The 24,435-nt window shown below is 38.2% G+C and carries 21 protein-coding genes; 6 read left to right on the forward strand and 15 right to left on the reverse strand.

Annotation, left to right across the window (positions count from 1 at the left end):
- Positions 1-89 precede the first annotated feature (89 nt).
- From cshA to AC4D4A_RS17265, 8 genes are all read right to left on the reverse strand, one after another.
- Positions 90-1,583: a degradosome RNA helicase CshA gene (gene cshA / locus AC4D4A_RS17230; protein WP_066102485.1), complete on the reverse strand. Its 1,494-nt coding sequence runs from the start codon at positions 1,581-1,583 to the stop codon at positions 90-92.
- A gap of 765 nt (positions 1,584-2,348) precedes the next feature.
- Complete coding sequence (locus AC4D4A_RS17235) at positions 2,349-3,716, reverse strand: UDP-N-acetylmuramoyl-tripeptide--D-alanyl-D-alanine ligase (protein WP_490996992.1); 1,368 nt, start codon at positions 3,714-3,716, stop codon at positions 2,349-2,351.
- A 201-nt stretch (positions 3,717-3,917) separates the two neighbouring features.
- Positions 3,918-4,991 carry a D-alanine--D-alanine ligase gene (locus AC4D4A_RS17240; RefSeq protein ID WP_490996993.1) on the reverse strand — a complete coding sequence of 358 codons (1,074 nt, stop codon included), beginning with the start codon at positions 4,989-4,991 and terminating at the stop codon, positions 3,918-3,920.
- Positions 4,992-5,184: 193 nt separating this feature from the next.
- Complete coding sequence (locus AC4D4A_RS17245; RefSeq protein ID WP_490996994.1) at positions 5,185-5,952, reverse strand: hypothetical protein; 768 nt, start codon at positions 5,950-5,952, stop codon at positions 5,185-5,187.
- 400 nt (positions 5,953-6,352) lie between these two features.
- Positions 6,353-8,719: a penicillin acylase family protein gene (locus AC4D4A_RS17250; RefSeq protein ID WP_490996995.1), complete on the reverse strand. Its 2,367-nt coding sequence runs from the start codon at positions 8,717-8,719 to the stop codon at positions 6,353-6,355.
- Between the two features lie 141 nt (positions 8,720-8,860).
- Complete coding sequence (locus AC4D4A_RS17255; protein WP_490996996.1) at positions 8,861-11,272, reverse strand: heavy metal translocating P-type ATPase; 2,412 nt, start codon at positions 11,270-11,272, stop codon at positions 8,861-8,863.
- Positions 11,273-11,347: 75 nt separating this feature from the next.
- Positions 11,348-11,554 carry a copper chaperone CopZ gene (gene copZ / locus AC4D4A_RS17260; RefSeq protein WP_490996997.1) on the reverse strand — a complete coding sequence of 69 codons (207 nt, stop codon included), beginning with the start codon at positions 11,552-11,554 and terminating at the stop codon, positions 11,348-11,350.
- Positions 11,555-11,566: 12 nt separating this feature from the next.
- Positions 11,567-11,902 (reverse strand): metal-sensitive transcriptional regulator, encoded by a 336-nt coding sequence (locus AC4D4A_RS17265; protein ID WP_490996998.1) that lies wholly within the window; start codon positions 11,900-11,902, stop codon positions 11,567-11,569.
- Between the two features lie 180 nt (positions 11,903-12,082).
- On the opposite strand from AC4D4A_RS17265, the gene AC4D4A_RS17270 reads away from it, so the two are divergent.
- Complete coding sequence (locus tag AC4D4A_RS17270) at positions 12,083-12,691, forward strand: histidine phosphatase family protein (RefSeq protein ID WP_490996999.1); 609 nt, start codon at positions 12,083-12,085, stop codon at positions 12,689-12,691.
- 170 nt (positions 12,692-12,861) lie between these two features.
- Here the strand turns inward: AC4D4A_RS17270 and AC4D4A_RS17275 are convergent, their stop codons facing one another.
- Positions 12,862-13,671, reverse strand: coding sequence for an AAC(3) family N-acetyltransferase (locus tag AC4D4A_RS17275; RefSeq protein WP_490997000.1), 810 nt, complete (start codon positions 13,669-13,671; stop codon positions 12,862-12,864).
- A gap of 68 nt (positions 13,672-13,739) precedes the next feature.
- Complete coding sequence (locus AC4D4A_RS17280) at positions 13,740-14,639, reverse strand: diacylglycerol/lipid kinase family protein (RefSeq protein WP_490997001.1); 900 nt, start codon at positions 14,637-14,639, stop codon at positions 13,740-13,742.
- A 148-nt stretch (positions 14,640-14,787) separates the two neighbouring features.
- Here AC4D4A_RS17280 and rraA point away from each other — a divergent pair, with 148 nt between their 5' ends.
- Together rraA and AC4D4A_RS17290 are read left to right on the forward strand one after the other, a co-directional pair.
- A complete protein-coding gene (rraA, locus tag AC4D4A_RS17285; protein WP_490997002.1) occupies positions 14,788-15,273 on the forward strand; it encodes a ribonuclease E activity regulator RraA in 486 nt (161 codons plus the stop codon).
- Between the two features lie 528 nt (positions 15,274-15,801).
- Positions 15,802-17,100, forward strand: a complete 1,299-nt coding sequence (locus AC4D4A_RS17290) for a hemolysin family protein (protein ID WP_490997003.1) — start codon at positions 15,802-15,804, stop codon at positions 17,098-17,100.
- A gap of 283 nt (positions 17,101-17,383) precedes the next feature.
- On the opposite strand, the gene AC4D4A_RS17295 is transcribed toward AC4D4A_RS17290, so the two are convergent.
- Both AC4D4A_RS17295 and AC4D4A_RS17300 read right to left on the reverse strand, forming a co-directional pair.
- Positions 17,384-17,680 carry a rhodanese-like domain-containing protein gene (locus AC4D4A_RS17295; protein WP_490997004.1) on the reverse strand — a complete coding sequence of 99 codons (297 nt, stop codon included), beginning with the start codon at positions 17,678-17,680 and terminating at the stop codon, positions 17,384-17,386.
- Between the two features lie 87 nt (positions 17,681-17,767).
- Positions 17,768-18,022: a metal-sensitive transcriptional regulator gene (locus AC4D4A_RS17300; RefSeq protein ID WP_490997005.1), complete on the reverse strand. Its 255-nt coding sequence runs from the start codon at positions 18,020-18,022 to the stop codon at positions 17,768-17,770.
- A 263-nt stretch (positions 18,023-18,285) separates the two neighbouring features.
- Here AC4D4A_RS17300 and AC4D4A_RS17305 point away from each other — a divergent pair, with 263 nt between their 5' ends.
- The 3 genes from AC4D4A_RS17305 to AC4D4A_RS17315 are packed head-to-tail and all read left to right on the forward strand — an operon-like array spanning position 18,286 to position 20,512.
- Complete coding sequence (locus AC4D4A_RS17305) at positions 18,286-19,074, forward strand: transporter substrate-binding domain-containing protein (RefSeq protein WP_490997006.1); 789 nt, start codon at positions 18,286-18,288, stop codon at positions 19,072-19,074.
- A 16-nt stretch (positions 19,075-19,090) separates the two neighbouring features.
- Positions 19,091-19,753: an amino acid ABC transporter permease gene (locus AC4D4A_RS17310; RefSeq protein ID WP_490997007.1), complete on the forward strand. Its 663-nt coding sequence runs from the start codon at positions 19,091-19,093 to the stop codon at positions 19,751-19,753.
- Positions 19,754-19,771: 18 nt separating this feature from the next.
- Complete coding sequence (locus tag AC4D4A_RS17315; RefSeq protein ID WP_490997008.1) at positions 19,772-20,512, forward strand: amino acid ABC transporter ATP-binding protein; 741 nt, start codon at positions 19,772-19,774, stop codon at positions 20,510-20,512.
- Between the two features lie 550 nt (positions 20,513-21,062).
- Here AC4D4A_RS17315 and AC4D4A_RS17320 read toward each other — a convergent pair.
- The 3 genes from AC4D4A_RS17320 to AC4D4A_RS17330 form a co-directional block, all read right to left on the reverse strand.
- Positions 21,063-21,605: an REP-associated tyrosine transposase gene (locus tag AC4D4A_RS17320; protein WP_490997009.1), complete on the reverse strand. Its 543-nt coding sequence runs from the start codon at positions 21,603-21,605 to the stop codon at positions 21,063-21,065.
- A gap of 252 nt (positions 21,606-21,857) precedes the next feature.
- Positions 21,858-23,114 (reverse strand): CDP-glycerol glycerophosphotransferase family protein, encoded by a 1,257-nt coding sequence (locus tag AC4D4A_RS17325; RefSeq protein ID WP_490997010.1) that lies wholly within the window; start codon positions 23,112-23,114, stop codon positions 21,858-21,860.
- Positions 23,115-23,274: 160 nt separating this feature from the next.
- Positions 23,275-24,414, reverse strand: coding sequence for a CDP-glycerol glycerophosphotransferase family protein (locus AC4D4A_RS17330; protein WP_490997011.1), 1,140 nt, complete (start codon positions 24,412-24,414; stop codon positions 23,275-23,277).
- Positions 24,415-24,435 lie beyond the last annotated feature (21 nt).

The raw sequence follows: 24,435 nt of genomic DNA on the forward strand, positions 1-24,435 counted from the left end.
CTCACCTCCTATGCTTATTATGAACAATAGAAGGTAATTCATTACAAAAAGGCCAATCCTAATGTGTAGGATTGGCCTTTATTTAAATCTTATTTACTTGTGTTTTTTGGTTTAGAGTTTGAGTAAGACTTTCTGCGTCCACCTTGATTGGTGCTGCTGCTGCGTCTTCTGTCTCCGCCACCACGGCTATCTCTGTCTCCGCCTCTGTTATATGGACGTTTGCTTCCGCCACCTTTTCCGCCTTTATAGCCATCTTTGCGGAATGGAAGTGGTCTCTCTTCTGAGATGGTTACAGGCTTTTCATCCGGCTCTCTAATGAACAATTTCAATGCTGCAGCAACTAATTCCTCTGCAGTATGATCTTCTATCATTTCTTTAGCCAACGGAAGATATGCCGTTAAGTCCTCAGAAGAAACAACATTGTACAATTTTTCTTTTACAGTTCTTTGCTGTCCTTCAAGCGCATCTGTAACAGTTGGAGCTTTTATACGCTCCATTTTCTTTTTAGTGGTGCGTTCAACCACTTCAAGATAAGACATTTCACGTGGAGTTACGAATGTAACTGCCATACCTTCTTTACCCGCTCTTCCTGTACGTCCAATACGGTGAACATAACTTTCAGGATCCTGAGGAATATCAAAGTTATAAACATGAGTAACACCGGAAATATCAAGACCACGTGCAGCCACATCCGTAGCTACCAATATATCGACTGCTCCCTCTTTAAACTTGCGTAAGACTGACATACGACGTGCTTGTGTCAAATCACCATGGATTCCTTCAGCTGTATAACCACGTACTGTTAATGCTTCTGCTAATTCATCAACACGACGTTTAGTACGGCCAAATATAATAGCTAATTCCGGCGTATGGATATCAATTAGACGAGTTAATGCATCGAATTTTTCTCTTTCCGGAACACGTACATAATATTGGCTGATTGCCGGTACAGTCATTTCTCTCGCTTTTACACGAACTGTTTTTGGTTCATGCATGAATCTTTCGGCTATACGACGAATTGGATCAGGCATAGTTGCAGAGAACAATAGAGTTTGGTGATTATCTGGAACAGAAGATAGAATAGATTCAATATCTTCAATGAATCCCATGTTCAACATTTCATCTGCTTCATCAAGAACTACAGTATGAACATTGTTCAAACGAATTGTTTTTCTGTTAATATGATCCAATAGTCTTCCTGGTGTACCCACGATGATATGCGGACGTTTTTTTAACGCACGGATTTGACGAGTTATATCCTGACCGCCATATACTGCCAGAACGCGGGAACGGTTGCCTGCTCCGATTTTGTAAAGCTCTTCAGAAACCTGAATAGCAAGTTCACGTGTCGGTGCAATGATTAATCCCTGAATTTCGTCTCTTTTTACATCGATTTTTTCAATCATCGGAATTCCAAACGCAGCAGTTTTACCAGTACCTGTTTGAGCTTGTCCGATTAAATCCCCACCCTGCAATGCAAGTGGAATCGTTTCAGATTGGATTGGAGTTGCTTCTTCAAACCCCATGCCTTCTACTGCTCTTAATGTGTCGCTGCTAATTCCTAATTCACTAAATAATGTCATTAATTTTTCTACCCCCAAGATAGGTGTTATTTTAACAATTGCTTCAATATATTTTTCATTCCTGTAAAACAGGATTACGGTCAATTTAATCATGCCTGTTGCACAGGGTTCGATCTCACAAAAAAAAGCGGCCGTCAGTATCCCGGCAGCATGAGTTCATAAGTCCAATTCATTTGGAAAATTTTCATGAAACGCATGTATTTAACTTATGTTAACAAAAACAGACCGGGATTGCAAATAATCGCACTTGCAATATTCTATTATGCTATTTTTCCTGCTTCAAATCTTCAAGCTATTAACAGATACCTTTGTGGTTCTAAATTAGCTAATTTAAGAACTGTATTCTCCCTTTTTAAAGCCGTTGATGGGTGAAGAATAGGCGCTGCACACTAATCTTGTACACGATAAGCCGTTATAGTCACGATTTGTTTTAAATAAAATAGAGGTTTATAAACATATTTACAGAATTTTGTTTGTAGTACACATAGATGATTTATGCCAGGACTCGATTTATACAAAGCAATCGGATCTTGGTATCAAAATTAAATAAAATATTACATTTACCTACTAATCAATCGATTGATTAACTAACCTAGTTTAGTGTGCAGCATAAAAACGCCAATTAACTAGTAAATAACCTCTATTTACATACAGTTATATATTACCCAGATTTCATTCAAATCATGCAGATATGTATAAAATTTTTAAAAATGTCATTCATCCTTAAAGAATGAATGACATCGTGGGATAGTATATCTTTAAGGTTTAGTCTTGAAGGCTACGAACGACTTCTTCAAGTCTCATCCCTCTCGAAGCTTTGACCAACACAATAGAATGTTCATCAATGACTTCTTTTAACTTCAATGATAATTGATCCTTATCACTGAAATGATAAATGCGTTCTTTATTCAAATTTTCTGCAGCACCTTCGGCAATCTTTTCAGCCAATTTACCATACGTAAAGACATAATCAATCTCCTCTGTGATTAATTCACCCATTTTGGAGTGATACATCTCTTCCTCTGGTCCCAATTCAAGCATATCGCCTAGTACAAGAATCTTCTTGCCCGTACCTGTCATCCCTTTCACTAATTCAATAGCTGCTTTAACTGAAGTCGGGCTGGCATTATAAGCATCGTTTATGATTTTTTCGCCTCTCGCTCCAAAGGATACTTCCATCCGCATATTAGATAGTTTTACTTCAGCAAGTCCTGTAGTGATTTGTTCCCAGGAGACTCCCATCGTTCTGCCGGCAGCTATCGCCGCCAATGCATTCAACACATTATGATTGCCTAAGAGCGGCAATACAAAAGAATGATTACCATCTACATCAATTGTAAATTCCATTTCATTCTCTCCTGCTTTGCTTTGAACAGGATAATAGTCATTTGTCATACTGCTGCCAAATGTAATCTGCTTATAAGCATGCTTGGATACCCTACTTAACAGAAGAGGTTCATCTCCATTAAAGATGAGTGTTCCATCCTTCTTTAAACCCTCGACAATTTCCATTTTGGCGTCTGCAATTCCCTCGCGAGAACCTAAGTCTAGTAAATGTGCCTCACCAATATTAGTAATAATCGCTACGTCAGGTTGTCCAATCTGTGAAAGGAGTGAAATCTCCCCACTGCTGCTCATTCCCATTTCTAGTATCAGGATTTCTGTATCTTCCGGAGCAGACAAAATCGTAAGTGGCAATCCAATGTGATTGTTGTAATTTCCACTTGTTTTATGTACCCGATATTTTGTTTTCATGATCGAGGCAGTCATATCTTTAGTAGTCGTTTTCCCATTACTTCCTGTAATCCCGATTACTTTCGTATCCAACTCATGTAAATATGCTCTGGATAACTGTTGTAATGCCTTTAAACTATCCTTAACAAAAATCAATGCTCTGCTTTCAGGAGGATTCGGTGCATCTGATTCCCAGAATGAAGCAGCTGCTCCCTGAGCGAAAGCTGCCTCTACATGATTATGCCCATTGCTATTTTCACCCTGCAAAGGAACAAATAGATTGCCTTCCTCGATTTTTCTTGTATCATTTGTTACTCCTGAAACAAGTATATCTTCGAAACCTTCATTTATACTCCCGTCTACCATAGCTGCAATTTCAGCCAATGTACGTTTGATCATATTAATCCTCCATTACCCTTTATCATCCCTGAAACAGATACAGCCAATTAAAGAAAAATCGGCTGTACAGCATTCCTCTGCCGTTTAATTGAGTATGCATAGTCCTATCATTAGTATTAAGCCGGATATGATGAAATCAACCCATCCAGCTTAATACGCTGACTCTTACATTTCTCATTTGTACAGCCAGGCTACAGTGTATTAAATAGTATATTTAATTTTTTGCTTTTCAGCATGTCTTTCAATAGCTAAATTAATCAGTTTTTCAATTAATTGCGGATACTCCACTCCAGTGTGGCTCCAAAGTAATGGGAACATACTAAATGGTGTAAATCCCGGCATTGTATTTACTTCATTAATATAAGCTTTTCCTTCATGTGTAAGGAAGAAATCTGCTCTCACAAGCCCGGAACAATCCAATGCTTTGTATGCCTTAATTGCCATGTCATGCAGCATTTGATATTCTTCCTGAGAAATCTCTGCAGGTATTACCAATGCTGTATCGCCATCTTCGTATTTAGCTTTATAGTCATAAAACGCTTTTTTCGGAATAATTTCCCCTGCAACAGAACACTCAGGATAATCATTTCCAATAACGCCAATCTCAACCTCTCTTGCAGTAACACCTTCTTCAATGATTACTTTTCGGTCGAATTGGAATGCCTCTTCAAATGCTTTATGCAGCTCTTCTGCATTTTCACATTTACTAATCCCAACACTGGAACCTAAGTTTGCCGGTTTAACAAAACATGGATATCCCAATGCTTTTTCTACCTCTTGGCATACCTTTTCTTCATTTCCGCTCCATTCTGAACGTAAATAAGAAACATAACCAACCTGCCCTAACCCAGCCTGGGCAAATATATTCTTCATGATTACTTTATCCATACCTGCTGAAGAAGCAAGAACACCATTTCCTACATATGGAATATTAAGCAACTCGAGCAACCCCTGTACTGTACCATCTTCACCATTAGGGCCATGTAATAATGGGAAAATAACATCGAATGCATCATCAGATCCGTGAGCGATAATACTGTTAAAACCAGTTGTTTGAACAGCCTGACTTCTGTGGTCAAATTCCAGCTCTTTAACAGATTCAACCGGCCCTTGTAATTGCGGTCCTTTAATCCATTCTCCCTCTTCATTTATGTAAATCGGATGTATCTCATATTTAGATGAATCCAATGCTTTGATGACTGCCATAGCAGTTTGCATGGACACTTTATGTTCAGCAGATTTTCCACCATATAATAATCCTAGTTTAATTTTCATTGAATTTACCCTCCGTTAATTGATACATAATATATTGTATCATTTCCTTTTCAGAACATTAAATTAATATGTGACAGGTTCCTCTTATAGGCAAAACTTATATTCTTCTTATTATATGCATATTCGAACATAATTTGTGAACCTGAATATCTGTATAATAAATTAGGAAAACCTCCTTAATTTTACAGGAGGTTTATTTTCCATCTATGACCCACTCTTTCATTTTCTTCTGATAAACGAGATTAACAGTTTGCTGCTTTTGATAAATCGTCCTTAACTCATCTCTCAGCTCATCTTCATGCCGATAATCTCCAACAACCCACACTGGAATCTCGATAGTTTGTCTTGTTTGAATTGACTTATGAAAGCTAATGATTACACCCTCATTAAACAAAGGGGACAACTGTTTCAGAATCTCTATAGGGATTATTGTATTCTCTGTTCTTTTTCTACCGCCAAGCCATAATCGATCCGGCTTATTTGTCTCCACATGCTCAGGAATTAGCTTGGAAATTAACTGGTAAAAATCATTCCAATACCGGTAATAAACTTTATTATAAAAACCATCCTCTAATGTTAAATAGACAAACCGATTATTTAATTTTGGATAAAAGGGAGATCTTAGATGGTTAAATGTATGTCTGATATACAATATTTCAGCAATTTCCCATGGAGCTAATTCTTCCAGCCCCTCAATATCCTCAAAATCAATCCAGCTTATATGCCCATACTCCTTCCCGCTCTCCTTATAATATTTTTTATATGAGGGAAAGGAAACATAATTAAACTGTGTATGCATATCATATTCAACATCCATAAAAGGATGATCCAATAATAAAACATTTGGCGGCGGCTCTTTCAATGATTGCATAAAACTAAAAAAGTCTATGCCAAATGAAGCTACAAAATGCTCAGCTTCTTGTTTATGAAGGTATATAAAATCTCTTTTACCATGTTTCAATACAAACCCCTCCGGCATGTCTTCATCAATACGATGTTAGGTGGCTATTAGACTATTTTGATTAGTCAAGCCTATATCTAATTACCTATTTCCCGCTTATCCTATCGGTATAAATTGTTTCTCCTTTATTCTAGACGATATTAAACCAAAAAAGATTCAAAAAACCGTAAAAAAATTATATTGTAAAGTTGTTGTAACATTGGTAATCCTTTAATCCAACCCTTAGCAAAAAGTGAGTAGGCACCAGCCTTATTTTATAAATACAGATTAAAATTAATCCCACTGTTTTAAAAAATTCAAACGTTCACGTAAACTTCTCGTATAAAATTATAAGACTTTTTTCCCAACATTACTAAACTTACGCACCTATTTTTTAATTATTTTACTTATTCGGAAAAAACTACCTTTTTCTTTTTGGTGTTAACAGCAGCTTGACTCCATTCTTTTCATTTAGTTTCGTTAAATGATATGTCCCTGTAACCCAATCTTCCATTTGGTTTTGGTACCATTCGCTTCCTAATTGCCCGGACTGTCCAGGTCCGACTATATGTGAGGCCCTGGATAAATCAGAGAGATCCGCAATAAACCTCCATGATCCTCCATGATTAATTGTTCCTTTCGTATCGTAACCAGCTGCCTGAACCGTAACCGCACTTCCCCCACTCTCTAGTCCCCCCTTATAATTAAACACATGTTGAAGAGGACTGACTGAGGATAGCGGATGCTTAAATTGAATTTGGTGATAATCCCCCCACCTCCAATTAGAAAGATCCCCTCCCTGCATCTCTTTCCCTTTTGCAATAGCTTTCTTCAAGCTGGTTTCCAGCACCGTCTTTAAACCACCCTTTTCTTCAATCCAAATACTCTTTTCACCATTTAACGATTTTCTAAGAAGCTGATCAACAGCTTGCTTTCTGCCTCTGAAAAGGGTGAGCATTTCTTGAGATATATCATCTGCGAATAAGGTGTCCGATATTTCTGCCATCCACAATTGGAAGAGTAACGGAGCTGCCTTTTCTTTGTCATCCATGTAATTCCAGTCCTCTAAAACACCAATGGCCTCTGTTTCTTTAGTCTCTGATATTTCTTCTATAAACTTCGGCAGGAATTCCTCAGCCTGCAGATTTTGCTGATCCATTTGTAATTTCTTCATCTCTTTAATCGTTAATTTATCGTTACCTGAAAGAACTTTATCAATCCTCATCTGGCGATAGGGCTGGGCCCAATCATGGCTTATATGATACGGATAGTGTTGATCTGTTACTTTATTGTTAGCCGTTGATATGTAGCCTTTTTCAGCATTAATTGTACGCGGTAACTCGTTATAGGGAATATACCCAATCCACTCATTATCTCCTGTCCAGCCTTCTACCGGTAAAAGAGCATCCTGCTTATCTTTTCGAATAGGAATCTTCCCATTAGCCTTATAAGCAATTGTCCCTTCCTTTGAGGCAAAGACAAAATTTTGTGCCGGCGATTCAAAATCCTCCAGCGCCTTTTCAAATTCGGTCCAATCTTTTGATTTACCCATATTTAGCACGGCCTCCAACTCATTTGAAGGCTGCAAAGCAGTCCACTTTAAAGCTAAAACATGCTCCTTGCCAACACTTCCTAAAAATTCAGAGATGACAGGCCCATGACGTGTAATGGTTATTTTAAAATCCTCCGATTTCTGTCCTTTTATCTTTATCTTCTCATGAATAACTTGAGCTTTTTCCCATTCTTTCTTATAAAGAAATTCATCTTCCTGTTCAGGATTTCTCTTCTCAATATATAAATCCTGTACATCAGGTCCCACATTCGTAACTCCCCATGCAATAGTTTGATTATGACCTAAAATGATTCCTGGAATGCCCGCAAAAATGACACCACTAACATTATAGCCAGGCCCTTCCAAATGATTTTGATACCAGACAGAGGGGGTGGCCAATGATAAATGTGGATCATTTGCCAATAAAGGTTCTCCTGATTGGGTCTTCTCACCTGAGACTACCCAATTATTGCTTCCGTTATATTCATTCGGGACAACAGAAGAAGATAAACTGCCTTCTATGTCGAGTTCATCTTTCGTTATATTCACTGGTGCTCCTGCAGGGTAACTTGGAAATAATTCATATGCTTTTTCCTTCGGGAAACTTTGCAGCAAATAATGGCGAAAAGCCTGACTGTTCCAGTTTCCTCCTAAATCAAAGGCCATATACTTACCAATCGTCAGTGAATCAATCGGAGTCCACTCCTCTGGCTCATACCCAAGAAAGGTAAACTCTATCGGCCATTTCCCATTGGCCTTTTTTTCTTTTATGTAGGTATTTACACCCTCAGCAAATGAATGAAGTATTTCTTTTGCCTCCGGTGAATAGGCTTCATAAGAATCTTCAGCAGCTCTTCTCAAACCTAGAGTTCGGAAATATTTATCGTTTTTAAGCATGGCTTCTCCTATTACTTCACTTAATCTGCCTGATGCCTGCCTTCTTGATAAATCCATTTGAAACATCCTATCCTGAGCCTGTACATAACCTTGGGCAAAAAATAAATCCTGTGTATCATCGCCCTTTATATGCGGAACTCCTTCTTGATCACGTAAAACCTCCACCTCATTATGTAACCCCACCAGCTCAAGTTCACCTTCTATTTTCGGTAAAGACCGTTTAACAAAATAAACTGCTCCCAGCGAACCAATTAAAAGAATGACTACTAAAATAGCAAGGACCCATAAACTAATTTTCTTCCCCTTTGACATCCGTTTCCTCGGAATCTCTATTTCCATAATATCCCACCCCTCATACTTTTTACATTCTATAAAAGATGAGAGTTTCCTTTATTTGTTTTAAACCATTACCCAGCCGCTTATTGTTATAAAACGCAAAAAAATGCCGACACTTACCATGTCGGCACTTCCCTATTCTATTTACTTTAGCTTAATTCGTTGAAGACGCAGGGCATTTAAGACCACACTCACCGAACTGAATGCCATAGTACCACCTGCCAGCCAAGGGGCGAGCAGTCCCATAAACGCCACTGGAATTCCGAGCGTATTATAGCCAAAAGCCCAAAATAAATTTTGCTTAATATTACGCATCGTCTGCTTACTTAAATAAAATGCATCTGCTATTCCATTTAAGTCGCCCTTCATCAATGTAATATCAGCCGCTTCAATTGCAATATCTGTACCTGTGCCAATAGCAATACCGATATCGGCCAACGCCAGGGCCGGAGCATCATTAATGCCGTCACCGACCATCGCTACTTTTCTTCCTTCAGATTGCAATTTTTTAATTGCATTTGCCTTTCCTTCTGGAAGAACTTCAGCAATCACATGTTGAATACCAGCCTGCTTTGCGATGGTCTGCGCGGTGCTCTGATTGTCTCCTGTAATCATCCACACATCGATGCCCATCTCCCTTAGACGTTGCACCGCCTGTCGGGATGTCTCTTTAATCGTATCAGCCACAGCAATGATACCAGCAACATTTCCATTCACCGCAGCAATCATCGCTGTTTTCCCTTCTTTCTCAAGATCCTCCATAAACGGTTGAGTAGAGGTGATATCAAGCTGATTAGCCGTCATCCATTTTCTCGTTCCTACCAGGACTTCATCCTGCCCAACAGAAGCGCGAATTCCAAATCCCGGAGTACTTTGAAAATCGATTGCTTCTGTAAGCTCCAGATTATGCTCATGGGCCGCTTCGACTATAGCCTGAGCCAGAGGATGCTCGGATGGTTTCTCCGCTGCCGCTATGAGTTTTAACAGTTCTTCCTGATCCCAATTTCCGATTGGTACAATATCCGTTAAAATCGGTTTACCATTTGTTATTGTCCCTGTCTTATCCAACAGTACGGTATTAATCTGATGAGCGGTCTCTAAATGCTCTCCGCCTTTAAATAAAATACCAAATTCAGCTGCCCGGCCAGACCCAGCCATTATGGATGTCGGTGTAGCCAACCCTAACGCACATGGACAGGCTATTACAAGAACAGCAATCATATTTTCTAGAGCCGTAGTGAAATTTCCCCGGTCCACGATAAAATACCATGCTATAAATGTCAAAACGGCTATTCCTACTACAATCGGAACAAAAACACCTGATATTTTATCCGCTAAACGCTGAATTGGAGCCTTCGAACCCTGGGCCTGTTCGACCACTCTAATAATTTGGGATAGGGCTGTATCCTTACCAACTTTAATAGCCCTCATCTTTAATGCACCATTTTTATTTATGGTAGCCCCGAAGACTTGGTCCCCTGGATTTTTATCAACTGGGACACTTTCACCCGTTAACATGGATTCATCTACAGCTGAACTTCCTTCGAGTACTTCACCATCCACAGGAATGCGCTCTCCAGGTTTCACTTGGATTAAATCTCCTACGATCACATCGGCAAGCGAAACTTTCACTTCCTTTTGATCACGAATGACAATTGCCGTCTTGGGCTGCAAGCCAATCATCTTCTTAATGGCATCTGATGTACGGCCTTTTGCCTTAGCCTCAAATAATTTACCCAGCAAAATTAAAGTAATTAAAATGGCACTTGTTTCAAAATAGAGATGCGGCATCTCAGCATAATGATGCCCGCTCTTTACTATAGATTCATATAAACTATAAAAATAGGCAGCAGATGTACCAAGCACCACTAATACATCCATATTGGCACTGCCATTTCGCAGAGCCTTATAGGCCCCTTTATAAAATTGCCAACCAATAACGAACTGAACGGGCGTCGCCAAAGCCAGCTGAACCCACGGGTTTAGTAAAATATCCGGTATATACATCCAGGAAGTGAAAGAAAAATGGGCTACCATCGTCCATAATAGTGGCAATGAAAGGAATGCAGCTGCTATAAACTTAAGCTGTTGTTTTTTGATAGCCGATTGCCTCGGGTCTTCACTTTCCTGTTTATGCTGTTCCTTTGGTGAAGCACCATAGCCTAATTTTTCTATTTTGGCAATGAGATCTTTCTCAGATAACTCACTGCTAGAATATTCAATCGTGCCTGATTCCAAGGCAAGATTTATATTGGCATTTAAGACACCCTCCGTCTTGTTCAGTACCTTTTCAATTCTGGCTGAACAGGCGGCACAGGTCATTCCGGTAATCATTAGTTCCGCTACTCTCGTTGTAACTCCGTACCCTATCTTTTCTATTTTTTCTCTTAAATCGTTCGCTGATACGAGATTAGGATCATAAAGAATAGTAGATGTTTCAGTGGCTAAATTCACATTCGCCTCTTTTACACCCTCCATTTTTCCAAGCACCTTTTCAATCCTTGCCGAGCAGGCGGCACAGGTCATTCCAGTAATCTGCAAATGGACATGCTTCATAAATTCACCACCTTGTTGTTGAACTTGCATCTATTTGAATAGGGCATGGCATAGCCCATTAATTCAATTCACATATTAATCGACATCATACCCTTGTTCATCAATAGAATCTTTAATGGTTTCTAGATTAACCATTGCCGGATTATATTGGACTTCCACTTTTCCCGTATCCAATGTAACCTTCACAGAACTCACTCCGTTCAACTCACTTACACTGCCTTCAACTGCTTTCACACAATGCCTGCAAGACATACCTTTTACATTTAAGATCGTTGTTTCCATTCTAAATTCCTCCTATTTTTTCATTAATTTTTGTATGGTAATTAATACTTCATCGAGTACTTCCATATCACCCTGTTGAATTCTTTCTGCTACACATGATTTCATATGTCCTTCTAGCATCAACTTTCCAACAGCATTCAGAGCTGATTGCGTAGCTGCAATCTGGGTTATAATATCATCGCAATATACATCCTTTTCAATCATTCCTTTAATCCCTCTAATCTGCCCTTCAACCCTATTTAAACGACTGATTAAATTTTTTTTCACGTTATCAGAATGATGGCTTTTTCGTTCTTGATCATGATGGCAATGATTACCCATCTCTTCAGTAATCTCTATCTCGCTCATAGTGACCTCCCTCCGATTATCTATCATTAAATATACTATACCCCCCTATAGTATATTCATCAATGTTTATCACTTATGATCGATCTATTCAAAGTTAGACTGGCAATCCATTGTTTTTCTATCCAACCATGATTGCGTTATACTTATGATTATTCACAAATTGCAAAGGAGACATGTACGTTGCTAACAATCTACTTAACTAGACACGGACTTACAGAATGGAATGTCAATCGTATTATGCAAGGCTGGGGAAATGGCGAACTGACCGAAAAAGGTATTAATGATGCAAAAGCTCTTGGAAAGAGGCTTGCTGATGTAAAACTTGATAAAGTGTACAGCAGTACATCAAAACGTGCCTATGAAACAGCTCAATATATTATCGGTGAACGTGAGATTAGCCTGATTAAGGATGATGACTTACGTGAAATGCATTTTGGAGATTGGGACGGGCGCATCAGAGATGAAATTGAGGCGGAATTTCCAGAGGAATTTAAAATTTTTTGGGAAACCCCACATTTATTTGAGACAGAGACAGGTGAAACCTTTAATCAGCTCAAGAAAAGAGCTGTCGATGTGTTCGAAAGAATTATAAACGAAAACCCTTCCGGTACCATCCTTATTGTGACCCATTCTATTTTCCTGCGTGTTCTGCTTACGCATATTAAAAACACACCACTTTCAGACGTCTTTAAAGCGACACCGCCAGGGAATACAAGTTTAACGAAGCTTGAATTTCATGATGGCAAATTGGAGCTTCTATTCGAAAATGATATGCAGCACGTAGAATAAATAATCCAACGAGGCTTTTCCAAACAAGTTTTCGGGAAAGCCTCTTTATGTACATAATCAATGTAAAGATCAGTGAGGATATTTGATCAAGTTGGAAACAAGCCATCAAGAAAAGAACACATTACGGTAAATAAAAGAACGATCTCATTCTTCGATAATCTGCTATAAAGCTAAACCTTCGCCTTCGCTTCATTCTTAAAGTATTCCACTGCATAATCAACTGCCTCGCAAAAGGAAAATAACTTGGAATCAGCACTGCCAATTTTACCTTTAGTAACGGAGTACTGTTGTTCGAATGCAATTCCGATTGTATCAAATTCAGTATCATCATATTCAATATCCGTATACTCCACCCATTTCCGCTCTCCATCTACAAGGATTGGAGTACCTTTTTGAATTACTTCTCTGGTACCAGATCGATATTCTGCCAAATGAAAGCAGGTGTTCGTTTCATAGCTCGTTCCGATAAACAGGACATGAGCATCTAAATCATAGAGTTTTCTTAGTGGAGATCCTTCACCCAATCCATTTTCCAATTGATGATTGGCAAGGATTTCACCATTACGCTTACCCCATGCAGTAAACGAAACATTTGGATGGTTGCTTCTTAAAACACCTGGATATGTACGAAATAGCTCTGCAATTTTTCCCATGCCATATGTAGGTGTAACAGCAGGTTCAAAAGCTGGCATTGTATTTCTCACGGTTTCCCACCATTCCCAAGGGATTGGTGGGTTCAACCATTCAGCTGGGTCTGACAAATCCGCAGATTGAGCCGGCATGATAATGGTTCCTTCTTCTGTAACAGAATCCATCAATGCCTGAATAATGGCAACAGCTCCTCCATTCACCCATCCAACTGATGATAGCGAGGAATGAACAAGGACATTCATACCTCTTTTTAACCCCATTTTGCGCATATCAGTACGTAGCATCTCTCTTGTACGGGGGAATGGTGTATTTTCTATCAACTTAGACATAAATTCACTTCCGATTCTGGCTTTTCTACCATTTTAAAGGAAAAGGTATACTTTGTAACCCCAAGATACTAATAACCCTTGATCATGTGTATATGATGCTTTAGGATTTCCATAGTTGCGGGAGTTTCCAAATAAATTTCGCCATCTGTGTCCGCTTCCAGCACTTCTTCTGTTTCAATTGACAATGATTTCGTCTGCAAATGGAACAGCCTTGTTTCAGCATCATTTAGGTTTACATCAGGAGAATTAAGAGAATACAGATCAAGAAAAGCACCAAATGATGATTCTTTTACTACTAATACATCAAATAGTCCATCATCTATATTAATGGATGGCAGAGGTATTTGATTGGATCCAATGTATCTCCCATTCAGCACCATGATCATCACTGCCTCATCTTCATATTCACCTTGATCAGTCTTCATTTTATAACGAAAAGTCTCCGCCTCTTTCACCGTTCGTAATGCACTAATAAAGTAACTCATTTTCCCCATTAATCTCTTTTGGTTTTCATCAATATTACTTGATGTATGAGTGATTAGGCCAATTCCCCAGAAATTAAGAAAGTAGTGGTCAGCATTAACTTTCCCTACATCTACCGGAACTTGTTGACCATTCATGATTGTCTCTGCCGCTTTTTTTAGATTTTGCGGGATATTGAGCATTCTGCTGAAATCATTGCATGTACCTCCCGGCAAAATAGCTAAAACAGGCCTCTTATCCAGAGCAGCAAGCCCATTGACAGCTTCATGAACCGTTCCATCTCCACCCAGAATAATAACAAGGTCATACCCTTCACCAAGCTCAAAACAGATTTTTTTAGTTTCTCCTGCCTCTTCCGTTTGCACCACTTTTAATTCTTTCGTTTCAGTACTAATTACAGGAAGTACGGCAGCAAGTGCCCGATCTGTTTCCGTCTGACCAGCAGCGCCATTGTAAATAAATAGTACCTTATTAAACATACTCATTATTTTTTCTCCTTATCTTCGGAAAAACTTGTATCTCTTATATTCCCATGAAGCCGATATTTAGAAACATTCAACTCTTAATAAATGGAAAATTTACAGAAAATTCAATATAATAAACTTACAACTAAATTTTGAAAGGATGTTTTCCATGAAAACGGCTGATTTATGTGATGAGTACGCTGACAGGTTAAGGCTATGTAAAACCCCCTTCTATTCTTATGGTAAGAAAAAGGAATTTCAGGGCGAAATACGAACCGTTGAGGTATATGAAGACAATTCATTGGTAAAAGAAAGCTTGGAAACAATTGAGCCTGGAACTATTTTAGTTGTAGATGGCGGAGGCTCTCTGAATTGCGCATTATTGGGTGACCAGTTGGCAGCCATTGCAGCTGAGAGAAAAATAAATGGAATCATTATTAATGGATGTGTCCGGGATTCAGCTGATTTGGCCCATATAGAAATTGGAATAAAAGCCATTGGGACATGCCCATTTAAAAGTAAAAAGAGAGGCGAAGGTACAAAAGGCGGAACCCTATCATTCGGAAACGTAGAATGGTCTCCTGGACAATTTGTGTATGCTGATGATGATGGGATTATTATTTCAGAAAAACCATTGGAATCCAAGCCGGGATAAAATATATCTCGGCTTTTTTGATGAGTCGAAAGTCATTATTTCCGCTTAAAACGAACACTTGTTCTTATTATTGCTAAATGTATGCTATAATGAACTAGCAAAAGTCACTTCCATTAAGCAGACACCAACCAACCGAAATGGAGTGATGTCCCATGTCAATCTTTGAGACATTTATGGTAACATTCAGCTTTGCCACCTTACTTCTGACAGTAATCACGATAAATAATAAAAAATAGACCTCACTGCTCTAAAAAGATAGTGAGGCCTAAAAAAAATCAATACTCGTCTCCGTTAAGGAGTGGCTTTTGCAGAATCATGAATGCCCACCATTCATGATTCTTTCTATTTAAAGAGTATCATAAAGATTGAGCAAAGTCACTCACAGGAGTATCCTGTATATACGTGTATTTTTTCCCACATGTCGCAAAAAAGTTTAAACCGGTTCCTGATGGTGAAGAAATATACAAAGGGATATTTGTCAGGAGGTGAATCTTTACTCCGGACGAGTAAAGAGATTGAATGGAGACGATGGACATAGTTAATATAGTCTTACTTTTATTTTTATTAGCAAGTACGATGTTCTTTGTGGCATCGGAATTTGCCATTGTTAAGGTCCGTGCGACCAGAATAGATCAGCTTGTTGCAGAAGGAAATCGAAAAGCAATAGCAGCCAAGAGGGTCGTAACACATTTAGATGAATATTTATCAGCAACACAACTTGGGATTACGATTACCTCATTAGGAATCGGTTGGCTAGGGGAGCCCACTGTTAAACATCTCATTGATCCCCTATTTGAAAAATTGCATATCCAGGAATCGGTAGCAAGCATCATTTCCTTTGTGATTGCGTTCTCTATTATTACCTTTTTACATGTGGTAGTGGGAGAATTGGCGCCTAAATCCGTTGCGATTCAAAAAGCCGAAACGATTACAATGAATTTCGCACGGCCGCTTATTATGTTTTATAGAGTGATGTTTCCGATTATATGGGCGCTGAACCATTCTGCCCGATTTATCACCAGCCTATTTGGCATAAAACCGGCTAGCGAAGGAGACATTGCCCATTCTGAAGAAGAGTTGCGGATGATTCTGACCGACAGTTATAAAAAGGGAGAAATCAATCAATCTGAGTTTAAATATGTAAACAATATCTTTGAGTTTGATGATCGGATTGCCAGAGAAATTATGGTGCCGCGGACAGAGATTCAAACGTTTCAAAAGGATGATATTTTAGAAGATATTGTTGCTTCCTTAAATAATGAACAATATACGCGCTATCCCGTTACGGATGGAGATAAAGATACGATTATTGGTTTTGTGAATGTTAAGGAATTACTAACAGCCAGTCTTAGAAGCGGTTTGAAAACAGATATGCCTATCCGTGATTATGTTAAACCACTTATCACGGTGATTGAAACGATTCCTATACATGATTTACTTGTGAAAATGCAGAAGGAACGCATACACATAGCCGTGTTACTTGATGAGTACGGCGGTACTTCCGGTATTGTCACAGTTGAAGATATTCTTGAGGAAATCGTTGGGGAAATCCGCGATGAGTTCGATACAGATGAGCTACCAGAGATTCGTAGAATAGGTGACTATCATTATATTCTAGATGCTAAAATGCTATTGTCTGAGATTGAGGATTTGCTTGGAATACACATGGACTATCCGGATGTAGACACATTAGGGGGTTGGTTTTTAACTCATAAAATCGATGCAGCCATTGGGGATACATTGGAAGAGAATGGATTTATCTTTACAGTAGAGGATGCAGAAGATCACCATCTTTTATATATTGAAGTGAAAAAAGCAACCGAATAAATACTAAAAGGAGCATGCACACTGAATGGTTGAAAGGTTGTATGCTTAATGCCAGAATAATAAGGTAGTATTATGAGCCCCTCATTATCGAGGCTTTGATGATTATATTTGGATTTTCCTATGATGTGGCAGCAAAGTATTTAATCGGATCCAGTAAATCAATATGAACATCAATAAAATATTAGGATTCTATAAATCCATCTGAATTTAATAAATTTCAAGAAATGGATTGCAAAAAAAGAAGACGAGAATGGGATAGACCCTGAATTCTCGTCTTTTCTTATTATTCAGTTTCCCCTTCCCACTCAAGCATGCCACCATTCATATTGGTTACATCATATCCTTCAGATTCAAGAAACTGAACAGCTCTGGCGCTTCTTCCTCCTGCATGGCAAACAACTATATATTCTTTTGATTTATCCAACTCATTCATCCGAAATTCAAGCAGGCCTAAAGGAATATTAACCGCGGTTGGAATTTTCCCGTTGCGTACTTCATCTACTTCTCGAACATCAATAATATTTAAAGACTGCCCTTCAGCCAGTTTCGCTTCCACTTCTTGTGGCTCAATTGTTTTCATTGTACTGATTCCGCCTCCTTTAAAATTCCCTATCCCATTACCCCTATAGGTATATCAAATTTTAATAAAAAAAGCCAACCGGAACTCTCAGCGACTTTTGACCAACAAATGCACTGCTTCATTCACTAACTTTTCCTTCTCTACATCCTCCGCATTTTTCACGCACTCTATAAGGTTATTGCTGACGATGACTCCAATTGTCTTGTCTACTGCAGAACGTACCGCAGACAGCTGAGTCACGACTTCTTTGCAATCCTTTCCATCCTCCATCATTTTAAGTATCCCGCGTAATTGACCTTCCATCCTCTTAATACGGTTTTTAACTTTATCATCATATTCCATCTGAAAATCACTCCTTAACTTACTCAAATCTATATCAATGAAAAATTCATTCTTCAGCCTCTTCTTTATACCATTTATCCCCCATTAATTAGTATCAGTATACCTGAAAATCTCAGCGTATTCTACGATGACATACAGGTCCTTCTTCTTACTGTTTACTATTCCAATAAAGTTGTTTTTTAGTATTTTGGTTAATTACTGGCATTTATGGGTATTTAGTTAGAAAGCAAGCTCTATTGACACTGAAAGGAGATTCAACTGGAATGAAAAAAAATATTCTTCCGTTTATCTTTCTACTCCTCCTGCTAGGTTCCTTGACTGCCTGCGCAGAAAAGGAGCAAATGGCCAGCGGGGCAGAATTGATTAATAAAAATCAATTCGTTTTCACCGCTTCCGGGGAATTTAAGCCCTTCAGCTATATGAACGATGATATGACAATGACTGGATTTGATATTGAAGTTGGGGAAGCCATCGCTAAACAATTGGGACTTGAACCTGTTCAAAAACAAATGAAATTTAAAGGAATTGTTGAAGGTGTAAAGACAGGGAGAGCTGATGCTGCAGTGGCCAGCCATACCATTAATGAGGCACGTTCAAAATTCGTCCTCTTTTCCACTCCCTACTACTATTCGGGTCCACAAATTTTTACCCGCCCAGACAGTAACATCAAAACAGTTAAAGATTTAAAAGGAAAAGAAGTTGCAGCCGCCAAAGGATCTACATACGCAGACACTGCGAGCAGATATACATCTAATATTAAAACATACGATAGTGATGTGACTGCACTCAAGGCATTAAGCAATGGCCGACATGATGCTGTCATCACTGATTTTGTCACAGGCAAAACTGCTGCCAAAGAAGGCTTCAAAATTGTTGGACAACAGCTGATTGAACGAAGTGAGCAGGCTATAGTGCTTCCACAGGATAATCCAAAACTTCTTGAAGAGGTCAATAAAGCACTTGAGGAACTACGTAAAAACGGTACTCTATCAAAAATTAGTATGAAGTATTTTGGTGAAGACATTACTCAAAAACCAGATAATAAAGAATGAAAGGGAGCTGTTACGATTGCAAGATTTATCGCATTTTTTTCAAACATTAGTTGATACCCGCGGGGTATTCTTCGATGCACTTCTGTTAACTCTTGAATTGACTGTCGTCTCCATCATAATCGGAATTATAATAGGACTATTTGTAGCTTTACTTAAAATCTCGAAAATTAAATTGCTCGGTTACATATCAGATGCTTATATATATCTTGTTCGCGGAACCCCATTAATTGTCCAAATCTTCATCCTTTATTTTGGGTTCAGCGGCATCTTTCTTATTCCGGATTTCTGGGCAGCATCATTGGCTCTTGCCTTTCATAATGGCGCCTATATTGCTGAGATTTTCCGTGGAACCATTCAATCTATTGATAAAGGACAAATGGAGGCTGGCCGCTCGCTTGGTATGACACGCGGACTCGCCATGCGCCGAATTATTTTCCCTCAAGCCTTACGAAGAGCCCTTCCACCACTAGGTAACCAATTTATTATCGGTCTCAAGGATTCTTCTCTCGCTGCCTTCATCTCATTGAATGAGCTGTTTAATGTGGCGACCACACTCGGATCCAATAATTTTGACGAGATGACCTACTTACTCATCGTTGCCGTCTACTATCTACTATTGGTTGCTGTGTTAACACTGGGTCTTCGAGCACTTGAAAAAAGAATGGCAATTAGCGATTAGTAAGAGGGGGAAACAAAAATGAATGAACTACGAGAAATGATTAAAGTCGAAAATCTGAATAAGTCCTTTGGAGATCTGCATGTATTAAAAGATATTAATTTGACCGTCTACGAAAGTGATGTTGTCTGTTTACTTGGTTCAAGCGGATCTGGTAAAAGTACATTGCTTCGCTGCTTAAATTATCTTGAAAAAAAGGATAGCGGCTCCATCATTATCGAAGGTGAACAAATCGAAACAACGACACATGATATTAATGAAGTACGTCAAAAAATCGGGATGGTCTTTCAGCACTTTAACCTCTTTCCTCACAAGACTGTTCTGGAAAATATAATTGAAGCACCTATTATGGTAAAGAAAATTGCCAAAGATACAGCTAAACAAGAAGCATTAGAGCTATTAACAAAGGTTGGCCTTGATGACAAGGCAGATGTTTACCCAAATAAACTATCCGGTGGACAAAAGCAACGTGTAGCCATCGCCCGTGCCCTGGCGATGAAACCTGATATCATGCTATTCGATGAACCAACCTCCGCCCTGGACCCAGAGCTGGTTGGTGAAGTATTGACCACCATGAAGGAACTCGCCCAGGAAGGAATGACAATGGTCATTGTCACCCACGAAATGGGCTTCGCCCGCGAAGTTGCTGACCAAATCCTCTTTATGCACGAAGGAAACATCCTGGAAAAAGGCACTCCTGAGCAGTTATTTGAAAACCCTAAAGAAGAACGGACACGAGAGTTCTTTGGAAGTCAGTTATAAGATCCCTAACTATGTTGAACCCTCCATTAATGGGAGGGTTTTTTATGTATTCTAGCTTCGTCATGGACTTCATCCACCTTTGATACACCTATACTGGGGTATAGCCGGGGCATAGATGGGTCATAGGTAGGGAAGAGCTCCTTTCCACCGGACTTCACCCACCTTTCATCCACCTTTACCCCGGTATAGCCGGTCCATAGGTACCTCATAGGTCGGGAAGAGCTCCTTTCCACCGGACTTCACCCACCTTTCATCCACCTTTACCCCGGTATAGCTGGACCATAGGTGCCTCATAGCTCGGGCATAGCTCCTTTCACCTGGACTTCATCCACCTTTCACCCACCTTTACCCCCGGTATAGCCAGTCCATAGGTGCCTCATAGCTCGGGGATAGCTCAGCTTCCCCCTACACTTCACCCACCTTTCACCGACCTTCCACATAATATAGGTAACTTTTTAAGACTGCACAAAGGTGGACTAGAAATGTCCATATGACTCTTCCATAAAAAAGGTGCCCAATGAATGAGGCACCTTTTAATATATGACAACCATTATGACTGTTTTTCAATGAATTTTTTATATAATTCTTTTGAATTATTTGGGTATAAAGAATAGGTAGTATCCGTTTCGATTAGTGGATGATTTCGAGGAGAGTGATTGGAGAATGTGGCATAGCTGCTCCACTGATAATCCTGTGGGTTTGTAACCAATCCTGCTGCAACAGGATTTATATGAATATATTTGCTAACATTTAAAAAATCATTTGAGCTATCAACGATTCTGAAATAGTAACTGGCTTGAAATACATGCCCTTGAGATTGATAGGTATAGTTATAATACATGGCATATCTTTGTTGAATGGTTTGCATGATTTTGCTTAAAGGAGAATTGAAGGTTTCTAAGAGAAGGTGAAAGTGATTGTTCATAAGGCAGTACGCATGGAGCTTAAAATCATATTTGCTATGGGCTTCAGCAAGAATAATCATGAATCTATGTTTATCGATCATATTATGAAATATCGGCTCCTTTCTAACCCCTCTATTAGTGATATGGTATATTGAATTTTTATCAAACATATTGTGATTGTCGAGCAATAATAATACCTCCTCTATTTAGTAATATATTAATATTTCGCCTAAGAATAGTCTAATTCCTTTATGAATGTGAAATTTTAAACATATATTAATTCATTTATACTACAATCCAATCAAGCAGATGGTACATCCGGCTTGATCTTAGCTCAACCGTACATTGCTCTTTATACTGCAAATAAATCTATAACTGCAAAAAAAGGTGAAGAAAAACCAATCCGCTTTTCTCCACCTTTTTAAATATCGCCTCTATAATTATTTGAAAATCTTCTCCACTACTCTTTTACTTGCTTCTCCATCATCTAAATCATTAAACTTTTTATTAAATTGTGCATATCTGACTTTGTATTCTTTAAAGTCATCCTCCACAGATTTGATAGCTCTGATTAAATCGTCTTCCTTTTTTATAATAGGCATTGGTAGCTCATCTAAGCTTATATAAAAGTCTCGTAAGTTATTTTGATAATTTTCTAAGTCATACATATAAAAGAGGATAGGCCGGTTTAAATTAGCATAATCGAAAAAGACACTGGAGTAATCAGTTATTAACAAATCACTTATCACATAGAGATGATTTATATCATCATAATTGGAAACATCATAAATGAAGCCTTGATATTTTTCAAAGTCAAACATATTAGACACAAAATAATGAGTTCTAAATAGAATAATGTAATCTGAACTAATCTCTTTTTGAAGTTTTTCGAAGTCCAACTCTAAATTATACGTATAACCTACCCCAGATTTATGTTGATCATCTCTAAATGTCGGAGCATAAAGAATTATTTTTTTGTCATCCGGTAAATTTAGTCTTTCCTTAATGTCTTTTATATCTTTTTCAGTATAGTTAAACAGATAGTCGTTACGTGGATAACCTTCTTCAATAATAATGCCTTCCTTATTTAACCCCTTCAAATTGAACGCTGAAATAAACTTTTCGGAAGCAAAAGGTGAAGGTGATATGAAGTAATCAAATCTGCTAGCATCCTGATCGTTTCGTTTTCTAATATCATCTATATCGTTCAGTACACTTCCACTGACTTCAATGTCATACCTCAGTTTTTTCAGTGGTGTTCCATGCCATGTTTGAACATACACTTGTCCAGGCCTTTTCTCAACATGGATGGGAACCATTGAATTAGATATCCAGTATTTTGATGTTGAGTAATATTTATAATATTCATCCGATCCCCATTTCACCAACTTCGTATTCGAGTTAGTGAAATAAGGTGCCTTATCTTCAGGTTTTTTAAATGCCCAAATAAATGTATAATCCTTGAATTGATCACTATTTATCATATATTCATAGATAGCTTTAGGGGTATCTGTGTAACTTCTGCCCATAAATGATTCAAATATAATATGCTTGTCATTTATCACCATCCTATTATATTTTTTGTATTTGATGGCACGATACTTATTTAATGCAAACCGGAAGATTTTTCGAAATGCACTATTTTTTTTAGATATATCAACCATAAGGGCTTTTACGTTTTTTTTAGTCTTTTTCATCGCAGTCCTCCGCTGTTCTTATATGCTAATAATCCTGACTATTCACCTTATTTTCAGATAGTCTATATTATACATCAGACTAATAGCCACCATTCTCATTATGGGTAATAAATAGCTACGGTGCTATTTTTCAATTTAAACTAAAAGTTTTTCATATAATCTAATTCGCAGATTTTTTCACCTGATTTTGAGCACACAAATCCAGTATATATTTAGCCAATGTGTTTGTCGCTGTTCCTTCCTGATGTGAAATATACTTATCTCTATAATCTCTCACCAGGTTAAGATTATATTCTGTATGTTTAATCGCACGCATTAATTCATTTATATCTCCATATACACAACCTGGCATTTCCTCATATAAATCCATGTTTAACCCATTTTTATCCTTATAGTTCTCATGATCATATACATAAAAATAAAGAGGTTTTACTAATATAGATGCTTCTATGGAAATAGCAGAATAATCGGTTATAACATAATCTGCAACCGTAAGTAACTCAAGTGAGCTAAACTCCGGACAGGTATACACTCGATCATCAAAATATTCACCACTTCTGACAGGGTGTCCCTTAATAATGAGCGAATACTCATCTAAATCCACATTTTTTATGACCGTATCATACGGGATATGCTCACCTTCTCTAAAAGTAGGAGCATACAAAATAACCTTTTTTTGCTTTAAGGATGGATAGGCTGTAATTATTTTCTTTTGAATCTCCGTTTCTTCTGTAATAAGATAATCAATTCTCGGCAGACTGATTACCTTTATTTTATCAGCAGTTGTTTGAAAGGCTTCGCAATATTTTGGAATCATTGCATTTGATCCACATATTACCACATCGTAATTTTTATGCATATCCATTGCTTTGGCCAAATCTCCACTTCTGCCAAATGATTTATTAAGGGTTTGGAAACCAAACTTCTTAATTGCACCTAAGGAGTGCCAAATCTGTACAATTTCCAAATTTTCTCTATGCTTCAGCACACTGACAGGAATGCAATATGAATCAATAATACCTATTTCCGAAGTAGCTAAATAATACATTTGTTTATATAAGTGAAAGTAATAATTCACTTTCGCTTTTAATCCTTTATCTAATTTTTGGCACAAAAATACAACCTGATAATCTGGATTTTCCTTACGTATCTCTTCCTTTAACATGAGAAAATCAATACCAGGTTGGTTTGATTGCCTGCTTATAAATACTATTCGGTTCTTCATATTAGTTGTTAATTTAATGAAAAAATAGATAATCCTTAGATGTACTTTAAATAACTTAATAATAAAGATTTTCATATGTCTCCCCTCAGATCAAGG

Source organism: Pradoshia sp. Z5_111 (assembly GCF_058267535.1).

Bases quoted from the DNA above. Each gene is read 5' to 3' on its own strand.
- cshA (WP_066102485.1), bottom strand. From the start codon at position 1,583: ATGACATTATTTAGTGAATTAGGAATTAGCAGCGACACATTAAGAGCA.
- AC4D4A_RS17235 (WP_490996992.1), bottom strand. From the start codon at position 3,716: ATGATCAAACGTACATTGGCTGAAATTGCAGCTATGGTAGACGGGAGT.
- AC4D4A_RS17240 (WP_490996993.1), bottom strand. From the start codon at position 4,991: ATGAAAATTAAACTAGGATTATTATATGGTGGAAAATCTGCTGAACAT.
- AC4D4A_RS17250 (WP_490996995.1), bottom strand. From the start codon at position 8,719: ATGGAAATAGAGATTCCGAGGAAACGGATGTCAAAGGGGAAGAAAATT.
- AC4D4A_RS17255 (WP_490996996.1), bottom strand. From the start codon at position 11,272: ATGAAGCATGTCCATTTGCAGATTACTGGAATGACCTGTGCCGCCTGC.
- copZ (WP_490996997.1), bottom strand. From the start codon at position 11,554: ATGGAAACAACGATCTTAAATGTAAAAGGTATGTCTTGCAGGCATTGT.
- AC4D4A_RS17265 (WP_490996998.1), bottom strand. From the start codon at position 11,902: ATGAGCGAGATAGAGATTACTGAAGAGATGGGTAATCATTGCCATCAT.
- AC4D4A_RS17275 (WP_490997000.1), bottom strand. From the start codon at position 13,671: ATGTCTAAGTTGATAGAAAATACACCATTCCCCCGTACAAGAGAGATG.
- AC4D4A_RS17280 (WP_490997001.1), bottom strand. From the start codon at position 14,639: ATGAGTATGTTTAATAAGGTACTATTTATTTACAATGGCGCTGCTGGT.
- rraA (WP_490997002.1), top strand. From the start codon at position 14,788: ATGAAAACGGCTGATTTATGTGATGAGTACGCTGACAGGTTAAGGCTA.
- AC4D4A_RS17290 (WP_490997003.1), top strand. From the start codon at position 15,802: ATGGACATAGTTAATATAGTCTTACTTTTATTTTTATTAGCAAGTACG.
- AC4D4A_RS17295 (WP_490997004.1), bottom strand. From the start codon at position 17,680: ATGAAAACAATTGAGCCACAAGAAGTGGAAGCGAAACTGGCTGAAGGG.
- AC4D4A_RS17300 (WP_490997005.1), bottom strand. From the start codon at position 18,022: ATGGAATATGATGATAAAGTTAAAAACCGTATTAAGAGGATGGAAGGT.
- AC4D4A_RS17305 (WP_490997006.1), top strand. From the start codon at position 18,286: ATGAAAAAAAATATTCTTCCGTTTATCTTTCTACTCCTCCTGCTAGGT.
- AC4D4A_RS17315 (WP_490997008.1), top strand. From the start codon at position 19,772: ATGAATGAACTACGAGAAATGATTAAAGTCGAAAATCTGAATAAGTCC.
- AC4D4A_RS17325 (WP_490997010.1), bottom strand. From the start codon at position 23,114: ATGAAAAAGACTAAAAAAAACGTAAAAGCCCTTATGGTTGATATATCT.
- AC4D4A_RS17330 (WP_490997011.1), bottom strand. From the start codon at position 24,414: ATGAAAATCTTTATTATTAAGTTATTTAAAGTACATCTAAGGATTATC.